The organism is Aestuariirhabdus haliotis (genome assembly GCF_023509475.1).
Lineage (GTDB): Bacteria > Pseudomonadota > Gammaproteobacteria > Pseudomonadales > Aestuariirhabdaceae > Aestuariirhabdus > Aestuariirhabdus haliotis.
The window spans coordinates 1-13,249 of the sequence record NZ_JAKSDZ010000031.1; the positions used below are offsets into that span (position 1 = coordinate 1).

General features: G+C 52.6%; 10 protein-coding genes and 1 tRNA gene. 9 read left to right on the forward strand and 2 right to left on the reverse strand.

From position 1 onward, the window contains the following. The first annotated feature begins 228 nt into the window (after nucleotides 1-228). From MIB40_RS14600 to MIB40_RS14625, 6 genes are all read left to right on the forward strand, one after another. Nucleotides 229-2,967 carry a sensor domain-containing protein gene (locus tag MIB40_RS14600; RefSeq protein WP_249695676.1) on the forward strand — a complete coding sequence of 913 codons (2,739 nt, stop codon included), beginning with the start codon at nucleotides 229-231 and terminating at the stop codon, nucleotides 2,965-2,967. A 56-nt stretch (nucleotides 2,968-3,023) separates the two neighbouring features. Then, nucleotides 3,024-3,100 (forward strand) — tRNA-Met (locus MIB40_RS14605). Nucleotides 3,101-4,092: 992 nt separating this feature from the next. Next, entirely contained in the window at nucleotides 4,093-4,932 is an 840-nt protein-coding gene (locus MIB40_RS14610) for a hypothetical protein (RefSeq protein WP_249695683.1), read from the forward strand. A 2-nt stretch (nucleotides 4,933-4,934) separates the two neighbouring features. Next, nucleotides 4,935-5,504 (forward strand): hypothetical protein, encoded by a 570-nt coding sequence (locus tag MIB40_RS14615; protein ID WP_249695692.1) that lies wholly within the window; start codon nucleotides 4,935-4,937, stop codon nucleotides 5,502-5,504. Between the two features lie 125 nt (nucleotides 5,505-5,629). Continuing rightward, nucleotides 5,630-7,159 (forward strand): NADP-dependent phosphogluconate dehydrogenase, encoded by a 1,530-nt coding sequence (gene gndA / locus MIB40_RS14620; protein ID WP_249695698.1) that lies wholly within the window; start codon nucleotides 5,630-5,632, stop codon nucleotides 7,157-7,159. An 85-nt stretch (nucleotides 7,160-7,244) separates the two neighbouring features. After that, nucleotides 7,245-7,622 (forward strand): methionine-R-sulfoxide reductase, encoded by a 378-nt coding sequence (locus MIB40_RS14625; RefSeq protein ID WP_249695700.1) that lies wholly within the window; start codon nucleotides 7,245-7,247, stop codon nucleotides 7,620-7,622. Between the two features lie 30 nt (nucleotides 7,623-7,652). On the opposite strand, the gene MIB40_RS14630 is transcribed toward MIB40_RS14625, so the two are convergent. Then, complete coding sequence (locus tag MIB40_RS14630; protein ID WP_249695708.1) at nucleotides 7,653-8,339, reverse strand: GntR family transcriptional regulator; 687 nt, start codon at nucleotides 8,337-8,339, stop codon at nucleotides 7,653-7,655. Between the two features lie 88 nt (nucleotides 8,340-8,427). Then, nucleotides 8,428-9,429, reverse strand: coding sequence for a 4-hydroxyproline epimerase (locus MIB40_RS14635; protein WP_249695719.1), 1,002 nt, complete (start codon nucleotides 9,427-9,429; stop codon nucleotides 8,428-8,430). 117 nt (nucleotides 9,430-9,546) lie between these two features. On the opposite strand from MIB40_RS14635, the gene MIB40_RS14640 reads away from it, so the two are divergent. The 3 genes from MIB40_RS14640 (at nucleotide 9,547) to MIB40_RS14650 (ending at nucleotide 13,244) form a co-directional block, all read left to right on the forward strand. After that, entirely contained in the window at nucleotides 9,547-10,794 is a 1,248-nt protein-coding gene (locus MIB40_RS14640; RefSeq protein ID WP_249695726.1) for an NAD(P)/FAD-dependent oxidoreductase, read from the forward strand. 146 nt (nucleotides 10,795-10,940) lie between these two features. Next, complete coding sequence (locus tag MIB40_RS14645; RefSeq protein ID WP_249695737.1) at nucleotides 10,941-12,011, forward strand: ABC transporter substrate-binding protein; 1,071 nt, start codon at nucleotides 10,941-10,943, stop codon at nucleotides 12,009-12,011. A gap of 132 nt (nucleotides 12,012-12,143) precedes the next feature. After that, nucleotides 12,144-13,244 carry an ABC transporter ATP-binding protein gene (locus MIB40_RS14650; protein ID WP_249695748.1) on the forward strand — a complete coding sequence of 367 codons (1,101 nt, stop codon included), beginning with the start codon at nucleotides 12,144-12,146 and terminating at the stop codon, nucleotides 13,242-13,244. Nucleotides 13,245-13,249 lie beyond the last annotated feature (5 nt).

Below are 13,249 nucleotides of genomic sequence, written 5' to 3' on the forward strand. Positions count from 1 at the left end.
CTTGTTCAGGTCTCGACATGAACGGCGAGCTTCGCCTTGATAAAAACCATTTTAGGATCCGCAGAGATCTATCCGAATTAATCAGAGGTGCCTTATTTATTTCTTTCATCGATTTCAAGGCACCAAAGCGCAGAAAGCAATTAAGCTGTTCTGCAACTAAACTGTTATAGCTTATGTAGTTCCACCACAGGGAAGCTGTGTCGATACCCGCACAGGGAAGCTAAAGGAATGACAGTCAATCGCGATCGTGTGCGCTATACCCTTAGCGGCAGTGGGCTAGACCTGCTTCCCGGGGTCTACTTTCGCCGCAATCTTACCCCTCCCTGGCAGCCCGAATGGCTCAACAATGGCCTGTTTGAACTCTGTGGCTACGAACCGCGAGGAGCCAACGACAGCACCCAGTTACTGTCCGTTATCCCCCTGCAGCAGCAACAACGGCTGCAACAGCAAATAGAAACCCAACTCAAAAGCCAAAGCGAGTATCGCATTGAATACGATATTCGCCACAAAGAGGGGAGCATTCGCCACCTCGAGGAACGAGGCCAGCGCTGCCCAGACAACCCGACCCTGATTGAAGGCTTCTGGCAAGACATCAGCGAACGAACCCAAATGTCCAGGCAACTGCACGAACAGCAAGAAAAGCTGCAACTTGAACTGCAGCTCAGCTCTTCCAAACTGCAACTTGCCAACCAGGAATTGAAACAGTCCCTGCTGAACCAGATCGAACTGAAAGAAGCCCGCTCCATTGAGTTGCAGCGCATCCAGAGCCAGCAACAAACCCTGAGTCAACTGGTCGATATGGCGGCCAGCAAACGCTATGACTTCCCGCAATTATTACAAGAAATTTGCAGTCAATGCTGTCGTATATTGCGTGCCGATCGTTTGGGTGTGTGGATTTTCGACGAGCAATCAGCAATGGGCAGCCTGCTCTATGAACTGGACCACGACAGCTTTGTCACACCACCCGCTATCAGTCCAAAAACTCATCCCGAGTTGATGGAATTTCTGCGCCAACAGCGCATATTACTGCTCCACCCGGGTGATCATCCCGAGGTTGCCTCCGAGCTTTTGTCGCTGGCTTCCCCTGAGATGGACAACCGACTGATGTTTGCGCCCCTGACGGGTTCCAGCCAGAGCATCTGTGGCGCCATGATCGCCGTAAATAATAACAGTGTACGTTCCTGGCACAGCGACGAGCGTTTCTTCCTGGCTTCAATTGCCGACTTTCTTGAGTTGCAGATCATGAATCAGGAAAAGCAGGGGCTGCTGGATGAATTGCGAGCCTTCCGCAATGCCGTTGAACAAAGCAACAGCGGCGTGATGATGCTTAATCCGCTGGGTGAATTCACCTATGTCAATCATGCCTTTTCCAACATCACCGGTTTTCAACCCGAGGAGCTGATCGGTGAACGCCTGTTGAGCCGCCTGCAGTTGGTACAAAGCAGTCTGGTCGATCAACTGAAGGATACCCTGATTGTTGAACTGAAGGAGTGGCAAGGTGAAGTTCGTGCCCGCAGCAAACAAGGGAGTCTCTACTGGGCCCATATGACGATCACACCGGTACTCGATGAGCACGGCCAGATCTGTCAATTTATGGGGGTATATCTCGATACCACGGGGCAAAAAAGCGCCCAGGAACATATCGAAAAGCTGGCTTTCAGCGATCCCTTGACCGGCCTTGAAAATCGCCAATTATTTCAGGAAAAGTTACAACAGGCGTTGCATAACTGCGAGCGAACCCAGTCTCACATTGCCCTGCTCTTTCTCGACCTGGACAATTTCAAGCGCATCAATGATAGCCTTGGCCACCGCACCGGCGACCAGTTACTGATACAGGTTGCCGCGCGCATAAAAGCCTGCGTTCGAACCAGCGATGGGGTTGCCCGTATCGGTGGCGACGAATTCACCATCCTGCTAATGGATATCGACAAACCGAGCCACGCGGGTACCGTAGCTCAAAACCTGTTGACCATTCTCAGCAAGCCGTTCTATATCGACGACCATCAGATTATGGTTTCTGCCAGCCTGGGCATCACTCTGGCACCCGATGATGGCACCGACATCAGCAGCATTATGCGCCATGCAGACCTGGCCATGTATAAAGCCAAGTCCCAGGGCAAAAACACATTGCAATTCTTTACTGAAGCGATGAACGACGAAGCGCAGTTGCGATTGTTTCTGGAAAACGAACTGCGCAGTGCCATGCATAACAATGAACTCTTTTTGAATCTACAGCCCAAAGTAGATCTGGCCGATGGCACGGTCTGCGGCATGGAAGCCCTGCTACGCTGGAAACATCCTGAGCGCGGTATGATTCCCCCGGATCACTTTATCCCTATTGCCGAAGATACGGGGCAGATTATCGACATCGGTTACTGGATTATCCGTCGTTGCTGCGACTACATCGTCCAGCTAACCGATCGGGGTTACGGCCATCTAACCCTTGCCGTCAACCTCTCAGCACGCCAATTCCGTGAGCCCAGTCTGATCGAAACCATCGAAATGGCGATCTGCGAATCCGGTATTAACCCGCACCAACTGGAATTCGAAATCACCGAAAGCATGTTGATGGACAAAGTGGACCAGGCGATCGAGCAGATGCACCAGCTCAAGCGCATCGGGGTTACCCTGTCTATTGACGACTTCGGTACCGGTTACTCCTCACTCGCCTACCTGCGTCAGTTCCCCATTGACCTGATCAAGGTCGACCGAGCCTTCGTTAAGGATATCCCCAACAACAGCAGTGACATGGCCATCACTGCTGCAATTATCGCCATGGCACATCGCCTCAACCTACGGGTTGTCGCCGAGGGGGTGGAAACCGCCGAGCAGCAGGATTTTCTTCGCCAGCAGCTCTGCAGCTACGCCCAGGGTTACTTCTACAGCAAACCACTGGACTTCTCTCAGCTACTGGAACAGCTGCCCATGCTCGACCAACGCAATGAAGCCAAACTTTTTTCCCGTTAATTCGGTCAATGCGTTGACAGCCCCCCACCTGATCCATACAATGCGCAGCACGTTGATGCGGGGTGGAGCAGCCTGGTAGCTCGTCGGGCTCATAACCCGAAGGTCGTCAGTTCGAATCTGGCCCCCGCTACCAATCAAATATAAAAAAGGCTTACCGAAAGGTAGGCCTTTTTTATTGCCTGAAATTAAACACAAAGCATCGGGCTCAGCTCTCTTATAGACCCGGCGAAGGTCGTCAGTTCGCATCTGGCCCCCGCTACCAATCAAATATAAAAAAGGCTTACCGAAAGGTAGGCCTTTTTTATTGCCTGAAATTCAAACACCAGGCATCGGGCTCAACTCTCTTATACACCCGGCGAAGGTCGTCAGTTCAAGTCTGGCCCCCGCTACCCATCAAACATAAAAAAGGCTTAACGAAGGTAGGCCTTTTTTATTGCCTGAAATTCAACCACCAGGCATCGGGCTCAGCTCTCTTATACACCCGGCGAAGGTCGTCAGTCCGCATCTGGCCCCCGCTACCCATCAAATATAAAAAAGGCTTACCGAAAGGTAGGCCTTTTTTATTGCCTGAAATTCAACCACCAGGCATCGGGCTCAGCTCTCTTATAGACCCGGCGAAGGCCGTCTGTTCGAGCGATTGCGAAGCAATCACCAACAAGTCAAATTTTGGCGAAGCCCGAAGGGGCTCAATAGCTCATCGCTAACAGCCTACATAAAAAGGCCTGCTGAAAGAAACGCTGGCTTTTACCCGTTTACCCCGAACAGCAGACACAGATTTTTTTATCCGAGAGATATAAGATCATCGGGTTATGCCTAAAATGTATCGGCAAGTTGAAAAGGAACGGCTATTATTTAAGGCTTATTTGAACAAATAAAACAGAGTTCTTCGGACTCTAATAATGGTTTTTATCAAGACGAAGTTCTCCTTTCATGTTGAGCGCTTCAACACCGAGAAAAGCCATTTTTTGGCCCGCTCTATTACCTGCATTGGCAGATGTCATCATTCCTGCCATAACTGCCAAGTACAATTATATTAATGACTCTTTACCGGGAATAGCCTGAACCAAGAAGCCTTTTTACTTCCAGCTAACCCGTAAAGTCATCACCATCCTCAAGGAGGCCCGCATGTCCATAGACTTTAAACGGCCCGCCCATGTTATTGTCGTCCATGGCGTACAGACCGGTGAAGATGAAAATATTCACAGTGATCAGCAGATTCGCTCGCTCATCAATCGCTCCCTTGTCGACAGCCATTTGGAAAAAGAATTTCTGGTTAAGGGCTATCTGTACGAAAACATTAACGACCAGGCTCAGGAATTTTATCAACTCATCGCCAAAACCATCACACGTGGTAGCCCATTAACCGGCACCATGTTGAATAAATTTATTGATGTCGCCGGCGATGTTGTCACCGCGGCGAAAAATACCAGTACCGCACACAAGATCCGAAAAGGCCTGCGGGAAATCATTCTCGATTCTTATCGTTCAAAAAATCAGGTCGTGGTGGTTGCCCATAGCCTGGGAACCATTTACGCCCTCGATGTTATCAACGAGATCATCAGAAACTCACGTTATTATAAAGGCGACGATCGCACTACCTGGCCAGTTCAGGGATTACTCACCATGGGCAGTCCGCTCGGACTGGGGCTAACTATTTCAGGCATCAACATATTCGATAAACGAAAAATAAACAGCATAGAAAATGCCGAGTTCAGCTTGCTGCCCTGGCACAACTATTACAATCGGCTCGATCCTATCGTCAGTGGCAGCCTGTTCGGTACCCCCACGGAGATCGATTCCAGCAAGGGTCCGGTTGAGCAACGTTATGGCCCTTCAGTGCTCGCCTCCAACTGGCTATTACAAGGGCACGTGGTGACATCGGGAGAACAATGGCTATTTGCCCACGTATCCTATTGGAACAATCCCGCCATCGGCGACAAACTGGTTGATATGATATGGGGGTAACCATGAAAACAGGTCGAAACCTTTCCTTACTGTTCCTGTTGGTATTTCTTACCGGTTGTGTCAGTAACTACCAATACCGCGCCTTCGGAACCATCACCACCAGCGATAACCAGCAGCGCAATGCCGTGCTTTACTGGAACAAAGATGAGGGACGCCTGTGGTATCTAAAAAAGTATGAGCAAGTGGATACCAGTGTGACATTACGAGTTTGCCAGGGCACACCAAAAATATTTTCGCTGGATGCAGCATCCGGCCGACTCATTTTACCCAGCAAAGCAAACGATCTGTTGGTCACCAGGCTCGACTCACGGGGCCGGCTAACGCCTGTGGAGCCAGCCAAGCGACTACAAGAAGGACAAGGCTGCGGCCTGATTCGGGTGGATAAAACAGCCGTGTCCGCCGATCAGCTGAATCGGGGACGACAGCCGGAAATCCTGATTTTCTGTCGCAACCCCACCCGCCCGGATCGCTATCCCCAGGCAGGCACCTTCACCTTTGAGTCCATTACCGCAAAGGAATACGACAGCGAACAAAGACCAGCACCCGATCCCTGTAACGACGCCGGTGTTTAAACCCTGCCAAGCATCCTCAGATAATACGAGACGACGCCTGAGGCATAAGTTTGCTAAGATTCCCTGCGTTGAGTACTGCTGTTCACTCATTCCCGCACCATTGATCACCGCCGTCGAGGACCCCCATGCCAAATGCCACCCCAACCTGCGATATCGGTTTTATTGGAGCCGGCGTCATGGGCAAGAATCTGATGCTGAACCTGGCGGACAATGGCTACAAGGTGGCCGCTTTTGATCTGGATAACGACAAGCTCGAAGCCCTGTTGGCCCAGGACAGCCTCGAACGAGGTGATCAGCCTCCCCGTATTACCGCCTGCAGCTCCTATACCGAGCTACTCTCCCGCTTGTCGGCCCCCCATCTGATTATTCTGTCGGTACCTGCCGGCAAACCGGTGGACGATGTGTGCCATAAACTGATCGATGCCGGCATCCAGGCGGACGACATCGTCGTCGATACCGGCAACAGTTTATGGACCGATACCGTTGCCCGGGAAAAAGCCTACGAAGGCCAATGTATCTTTTTCAGTACCGCAGTCTCCGGTGGTGAAGTGGGCGCCCGCTTTGGTCCTTCGTTGATGCCCAGCGGCGACCCCTATGCCTGGACCCGAATCAAGCCGGTGTGGGAAGCCATCGCCGCCAAGGTAGATCCGGAAACCGGCAAGCCGATTGAATCTTTTGAGCCGGGTAAACCCGTGACGAAAGGCGAACCCTGTGCGGCCTATATCGGCCCCGGCGGTTCGGGCCATTACGTCAAGATGGTGCACAACGGCATCGAATACGCCGATATGCAGATGATTTGCGAAACCTATCAGGTGATGCGTGACCTGCTCGATATGAGCCCCCACGATATTGCCCAGGTGTTTCAGCAATGGAACCAGGGGGTACTGAACAGCTACCTGATCGATATCAGCGCCCAGGTGCTGGCGACTAGCGACCCGGACAGCGGCCAGCCTCTGGTCGATATTATCCTGGATAAGGCGGGCCAAAAGGGCACTGGGCTGTGGACCGCGGTCAGCAGCTTACAGCTGGGCAGTCCGGCGCCCAGCATTGCCGAAGCGGTCTATGCTCGCGCTATATCGTCTTTGAAAACCGAGCGGGTCAAAGCCTCGACCATTCTTGCTGGCCCCGACAAACCCAGGCTGACCCCTGAACAAAAAGCCGACACCGTCCAGGCGCTTCACGACGCTCTTTACTGCGCCAAGATCTGTGTTTATGCCCAGGGCTTCCACCTGATGAAAACCGCCGCCGACGAACACGGCTGGTCCCTGAACTTTTCTGAAATCGCCCGAATATGGCGGGCCGGCTGCATCATTCGCGCTATCTTTCTGCAGTCGATCAATGACGCCTACCAGCGCAATGATGCGCTGACAAATCTGCTGCTGGACCCCTTCTTTTCCAAGCAGGTTTCTATCTACCAGCAAAACTGGCGCAAGGCGGTGGCCAAAGCGACCGAGTCGGGCATCCCCGTCGCCGCTCTAAGTTCTGCTCTAAGTTATTACGACGCCTACCGCACCGCCGTGTTGCCAGCCAATCTGCTGCAGGGTCAACGAGACTTCTTTGGCGCCCATATGTTTGAGCGCACCGATCAGGCAAGGGGCAAGAAATTCCACGTGGAATGGAACCAGCCAGGACGGCCCATCGTCAAAATGAATTAATCAGGCTTTGACGCTGATCTCGTGCCGTGGCGGTTTATCACCGTGGATGTCAGAGACGGAGGAAAACCGATACAGGAGCATCATTATGAGCAAAACCTTGAATCCCCTAACGCCACAAGAGCAGCATGTGATCCTTGGCAAAGGCACAGAACGTCCCTTCACCGGTGAGTACAATGAGCATTCCGAGGCAGGCACCTATGTCTGCAGGCAATGTGATGCGCCCCTGTATCACTCGCAGCACAAGTTTGCCTCAAGTTGCGGCTGGCCCAGTTTCGATGACGAAATACCCGGTGCCGTACGCCGCGAAACCGACGCCGATGGCTACCGGGTAGAGATCTTGTGTGCCAGCTGCGGCGGCCACCTGGGTCATGTGTTCGAGGGCGAGCAACTCACCAGGAACAATGTCCGCCACTGCGTGAATTCCATTTCACTGAAATTTGTGCCTATCGTGGATCACGAGTAAGGAGATCGTTAGCGCGAAGTTCGATCGCGGTTACTCAGTGTCCCCTTTGCTTTTTTGTTGCTCCAGAAGTTCGTAGATAGCCTGACCGGCTTCCAGTATGTGCTTTTTCAAGAGCGCAGAAGCGGCTGCCCTGTCCCGACTTTCGCACAAAGAAAACAGCTCACTGTGCTCTCGTTCAGCCTTGGCAATCCCTGTGGTCAGTAGAAGCTGAAGGCGAATATAGCGATCCGACTTGGTATTCAGGCTGCGAATTATTTCCATTGCCTGGGGCATATTGGCCGGTTGATAGAGGGCCGCATGCAGCTCATAGTTCAACTCGCTCCAGGTTTCGATATTGACACCACTCTCGACCGCCTCTTCAAACGCCCGCAACACCTTATTAGCGACCCGTAGATCGTCATCGGTCATATTATCAATCGCGGCCTCAAGTACACGGCATTCGATTAACGCACGAAGGTCGAACAGTTCGTGTATTTCAGTCGCTGACAGCTCAGTCGCCGTTGCCCCCTTATGGGGCTCAAAAAACACCAGTCCCTGGGCTTCCAGCTGCAACAAGGCTTCCCGTACGGGAATTCGACTGACGTTAAACTCTTTTGCGAGGGCATCCTGACGCAGGGGTTCCCCGGCAACAATCTCACCGGACAGAATTTTGTCACGCAAGACATCGACCACCATCTGGGTGCGTGTCTTATATACGGTTCCTGCTTTCTTATTCATGAAGTCTGTTGCCACCCAATCTGTAGAACATGCGGATTGTACCATTGCCGACAGCCCAAGCGAGCAACGACCTCCAACAGGCACTTTCTCACTTCACTTCGAAACCATGCGCATAAGGATCGTCACTATCAACCCAAATGGTATTGTGGCCATAAATACGAGCCCACCCCTGCACACTCGGCATAATCGCCGGCAGCCCTGCCACCTCTGCAGTGGCTTCCACTCGACCTTCAAAGCGACTGCCAATGATGCTTTCATGCACAAAAGTATCGCCAACACCGAGCTTGCCCTTGGCAAACCACTGGGCCATACGGGCACTGGTCCCCGTGCCGCAGGGCGAACGATCGAGCGCCCGATCGCCATAGAACACCGCATTTTTTGCGTGCACATCCGGCTGGCTCGGTGCCCCGGCCCACAACACATGGGACACCCCATTGACCGTTGCGTCTTCGGGATGAACGCACTCTACAGCCTCACCTACCAACCTGCGTACAACCGGGCTCAACGCCAGAATCTGATCCACCGTGAAATGCTCCAGCCCGGAGAAGTTTTTTTGCGGATCAACAATCGCGTAGTAATTCCCACCATAAGCAACATCAACCACCAGCTCACCCAATTCAGGCACAGTGACCACCACTTCCGAATGAGCCAGATAAGCCGGCACATTAAAAATCCGCACACTTTCTACTTTGTCACCTCGTTGCTGGTATTCCACCTTGATCTGACCCGCAGGCACATCCAGCACCAGTCGTCCCGGTGTTCCTGGTCGAATAATCGCATTTTCTATCGCGGCCGTGACCGTGCCTATGGTGCCATGACCACACATTGGCAGGCAGCCACTGGTTTCGATAAACAGGATCGAGGCATCTGCATTGTCGGTACAGGGCGGATACACGATAGACCCGGACATCATCGAGTGCCCACGCGGTTCAAACATCAGGGCCTGGCGTATCCAGTCAAAGTGCTCCAGGAAAAACTGGCGTTTCTGACTCATAGATTCCCCTTCCAGCTCTGGATAACCACCGGCAACCAGACGAACGGGATTGCCACAGGTATGGGCATCGATGCAAAAAAATGTTCCTTCTCTCATAACCTGAGCACCTTTCAATTGCTGCTTTAAGTAAGATTTTCGGCCTTGCCATTGCGCCAAAAAAGATAGTTGTATATTTTATACAATACAAATTTACAAATAAAAAGAATGATTTCAATGAAGCCTCAAAACAGAGAGATCGCTGTTCTGGGTGCAGGCATAGTGGGCTGCAGCTGTGCCCTCGCCCTGCAACAATCTGGCTATCAGGTCACCCTGATCGACCCAGGCGGCATTAGCGAAGGTTGCTCTAAAGGCAATGCGGGACACTTTGCTACCGAGCAAGTACTGCCTCTCGCAACTCCTGGATTGCTGTGGAAAATTCCCGGTATGTTGCTGGACCCACTGGGACCGGTTGCGATACGCGCCCCCTACTTCCATCGCATAGCGCCCTGGCTGGTGCGGTTTATGCTCAACACACGCCAACAGCCTTTTAGCGCGGGTACCCAGGCGCTTTGCAGACTCAATGAAGCCTCGTTACCCGCCTGGCAACGACTGATAAAACGGATCGGTGCCCAAGAGCTGTTCAGGCTCGAAGGCTCTCTGCTGGTGTTTGAAAAACAGCAAAGCTTCGATAATTACCGGGCCACACAGGAGACGTTACGCAGCTGCGGTGTGGATTCGATACCGCTCTCAGGTAACGAAGCCCGGGAGATGGAGCCGGCGTTGTCAGGCACTATTCGCCACGCCCTGTTATTCCCGAATACCGGACACACCACCAACCCATACCGCTTGACAAAAACCATCGCCAACGCCTTCACCGCCCGTGGTGGTCGATACCTGCAACAGGCGGCATCCCGGCTTCGCATTGTTGATGACGGCGTAGAGTGTGGCCTGGACTCCGGTCCCCGGCAGTTTTCCTCCTTGGTCCTGGCGACCGGCGCCTGGTCGCGCCCTCTGCTCAAGCAACTAACGGGTAAATCCATACCTCTCGACACCGAACGTGGTTATCACTTGATGCTGCCACAATCTGGTAACGCCCTGCGGGTTCCGGTCACATCCGCCGAACGGCGCTTTATCATGACCCCGATGGAAGAGGGATTGCGGCTGGCCGGAACGGTTGAGTTTGGTGGTCTCGACTTGCCCCCCAATATGCGGCGTGCCGATATGCTGGCCCACCATGCACAAGCGTTACTGCCCAACGAGCAAAGCACGACGGGGGAAAAATGGATGGGGTTTCGGCCATCGCTGCCCGATTCCCTGCCCGTGATCGACCGTATCGGTCCCAGGGGACAGCTATTACTGGCCTTTGGACACCAGCATCTGGGCCTCACCCAGGCGGCCATCACCGCGGAACTCGTGCTCAAACTGGCCAATCATGAACATCCCGAACTCGACCCGAGTCCGTTTCGGCTGGATCGGTTTTGAGATAAAAAAATTTATATTTGTATATTGTATAAAATATACATAGCGACTAGAGTAATTATCGTTCGCATTAAACCAGCGCTGGAAACCGCCAGTTCTTAGCGAGTGACCAGCATCAAACTCCCTTAATGTTTGGAGAAAAGTGCAAGATGAAAAACACAATAAGAAAACTCTCAATTGCATCTGTTGGTATTTTGCTGTGCACAAACGCACTGGCAAAGGACAGCCTGACCGTTGTGTCATGGGGTGGATCATTCACCAAAAGCCAGATGGAGGCCTATCACAAACCCTTTACCAACAAGACGGGTGTCGAAATTGTGTCGGAAGATTTCAGCGGCGGGCTGGCGGAAATAAAAGCCCAGGTAGAATCGGGCAATATCACCTGGGATCTGGTCTCTCTGGATAAACCCGATATCGTCCGCGGATGCGCCGAAGGCTTGCTAGAGCCCTTTGATCCTGCCCTGCTACTCGACGGCGAAGACGGTACTCCCGCAAAAGCGGATTTCGTGCCCGGTGCCCTGCACGAATGCGCGATCGCATCTATCGTGGTTTCCAACATCATTGCCTTCGACGAAACCCGGTACAAGGGTAAAACCGCGCCCTCGAAACTCACCGACCTGTTTGACCTGACGAATTATCCGGGCCGTCGTTCCCTGCAAAAGCAACCCCAAGGTAATCTTGAATGGGCACTCCTGGCCGACGGTGTCGCCGCCCAGGATATTTACTCAACATTAGAAACCCGTGAAGGTCGAGATCGGGCGTTCAGGAAATTGGATTCCATCAAGCAGGATGTCGTCTGGTGGACAACCGGTGCTCAACCTCCGCAAATGCTCGCTGATGGCGAAGTAGTCATGGCGTCTGCTTTCAATGGTCGTATCGATAATGCTCAGCACAAAGAGGGTAAACCTTTCCGCATCATCTGGGATCACCAGATCGGTTATATGAACGGTTGGGCGATTCCGAAGGGCAGTAAAAACCTGAAAAAAGCGCAGGATTTTGCCGTATTTTCGTCCAGTACGACGGCGCTCGCCGAGCAAGCTCGCTGGATTGCTTATGGCCCAACCCGTAAATCTTCATCCAAACTGCTCGATGCAGACTTGTTGAAAAGGCTGCCCACCGCACCCAACAACTTCCAGACAGCTTTTATGTTTGATGATGAATGGTGGATCGATTATGCCGATGAACTGAACGAAGAGTTCAATACCTGGCTGGCCAAGTAAGCCCTGCCCTCCTGCCGATTCCTTAGCGGGAATCTATGCCAATCCGGTTGGCCCGGTCACTTGAGAATGAATGGTCCCCACATCCGTCTCAAGTGACCCACTCAAATAACGATAAAAAAGAGGTGTTTCCCCGTGGGTAGCGAAAACTGCAGTTACGTCAGCTTCCAGAATGTTCAAAAAACCTATGATGGCGAAGTTTTGGTGGTTAAGGATTTTAATCTGGATATTGCTCAGGGAGAGTTTGTGACCATGCTGGGCCCTTCCGGCTCTGGCAAAACCACCTGCCTGATGATGCTGGCAGGCTTTGAAACCGCCACCCAGGGCGAGATTTTTGTCGACGGTGTTCCCGTCAATAATCTCGCACCTCACAAGCGGGACATCGGCATGGTCTTTCAAAACTATGCCCTGTTCCCTCACCTGACCATTGCCGAAAACCTTTCCTTCCCTCTGACCGTAAGAAAACTGCCCAAACATGAAATCGAAGCGCGGGTAAAACGTTCACTGGATATGATCGAGCTACCCCAGGTTGCAGGCCGTCGTCCAGGTCAATTATCCGGAGGTCAACAGCAGCGAGTCGCACTGGCTCGTGCGTTGGTTTTTGAACCCAAGCTGATTCTGATGGACGAACCCCTGGGAGCCCTGGACAAACAACTGCGCGAACAGATGCAGTATGAGATTAAACACCTTCACGAACGCCTGGGCATCACCGTGCTCTATGTCACCCACGATCAAACCGAAGCGCTGACCATGTCGGACCGGGTTGCGGTTTTTAACGAAGGCGTAGTGCAACAACTGGCCTCGCCAACCGAGCTCTATGAGGCACCTGCCAACTCCTTTGTTGCGCAGTTTATCGGGGAAAATAACAAGATTTCCGGTACCGTCGCGACAATACAGGATAACCATTGTGACGTTACGGTTGGCAACCACAGGGTCAAGGCCCAACCCGTAAATGTGTTAACGACCGGCAAGCCCACCACCCTTTCCATTCGCCCCGAACGCATCAAGATCAACCCGAATCCCGATCAGTGCGACAACCGTTTCGAAGCCCAGGTGCTGGAGTTGATTTATCACGGTGACCACCTGAGAACACGCATTCAATTGATGGACGACGACCAGTTTATCGTCAAACTACCCAACGCCAGCGAGCCGTTAAAAATCGCCAAGGGCGATGCCATAAAGGTCGGCTGGAACAGCAAAGACTGCCGCGCACTCGATGCGATCTCCTCGTTGTAGTCGTT

Bases quoted from the DNA above. Each gene is read 5' to 3' on its own strand.
- MIB40_RS14600 (WP_249695676.1), top strand. From the start codon at position 229: ATGACAGTCAATCGCGATCGTGTGCGCTATACCCTTAGCGGCAGTGGG.
- MIB40_RS14610 (WP_249695683.1), top strand. From the start codon at position 4,093: ATGTCCATAGACTTTAAACGGCCCGCCCATGTTATTGTCGTCCATGGC.
- MIB40_RS14615 (WP_249695692.1), top strand. From the start codon at position 4,935: ATGAAAACAGGTCGAAACCTTTCCTTACTGTTCCTGTTGGTATTTCTT.
- gndA (WP_249695698.1), top strand. From the start codon at position 5,630: ATGCCAAATGCCACCCCAACCTGCGATATCGGTTTTATTGGAGCCGGC.
- MIB40_RS14625 (WP_249695700.1), top strand. From the start codon at position 7,245: ATGAGCAAAACCTTGAATCCCCTAACGCCACAAGAGCAGCATGTGATC.
- MIB40_RS14630 (WP_249695708.1), bottom strand. From the start codon at position 8,339: ATGAATAAGAAAGCAGGAACCGTATATAAGACACGCACCCAGATGGTG.
- MIB40_RS14635 (WP_249695719.1), bottom strand. From the start codon at position 9,429: ATGAGAGAAGGAACATTTTTTTGCATCGATGCCCATACCTGTGGCAAT.
- MIB40_RS14640 (WP_249695726.1), top strand. From the start codon at position 9,547: ATGAAGCCTCAAAACAGAGAGATCGCTGTTCTGGGTGCAGGCATAGTG.
- MIB40_RS14645 (WP_249695737.1), top strand. From the start codon at position 10,941: ATGAAAAACACAATAAGAAAACTCTCAATTGCATCTGTTGGTATTTTG.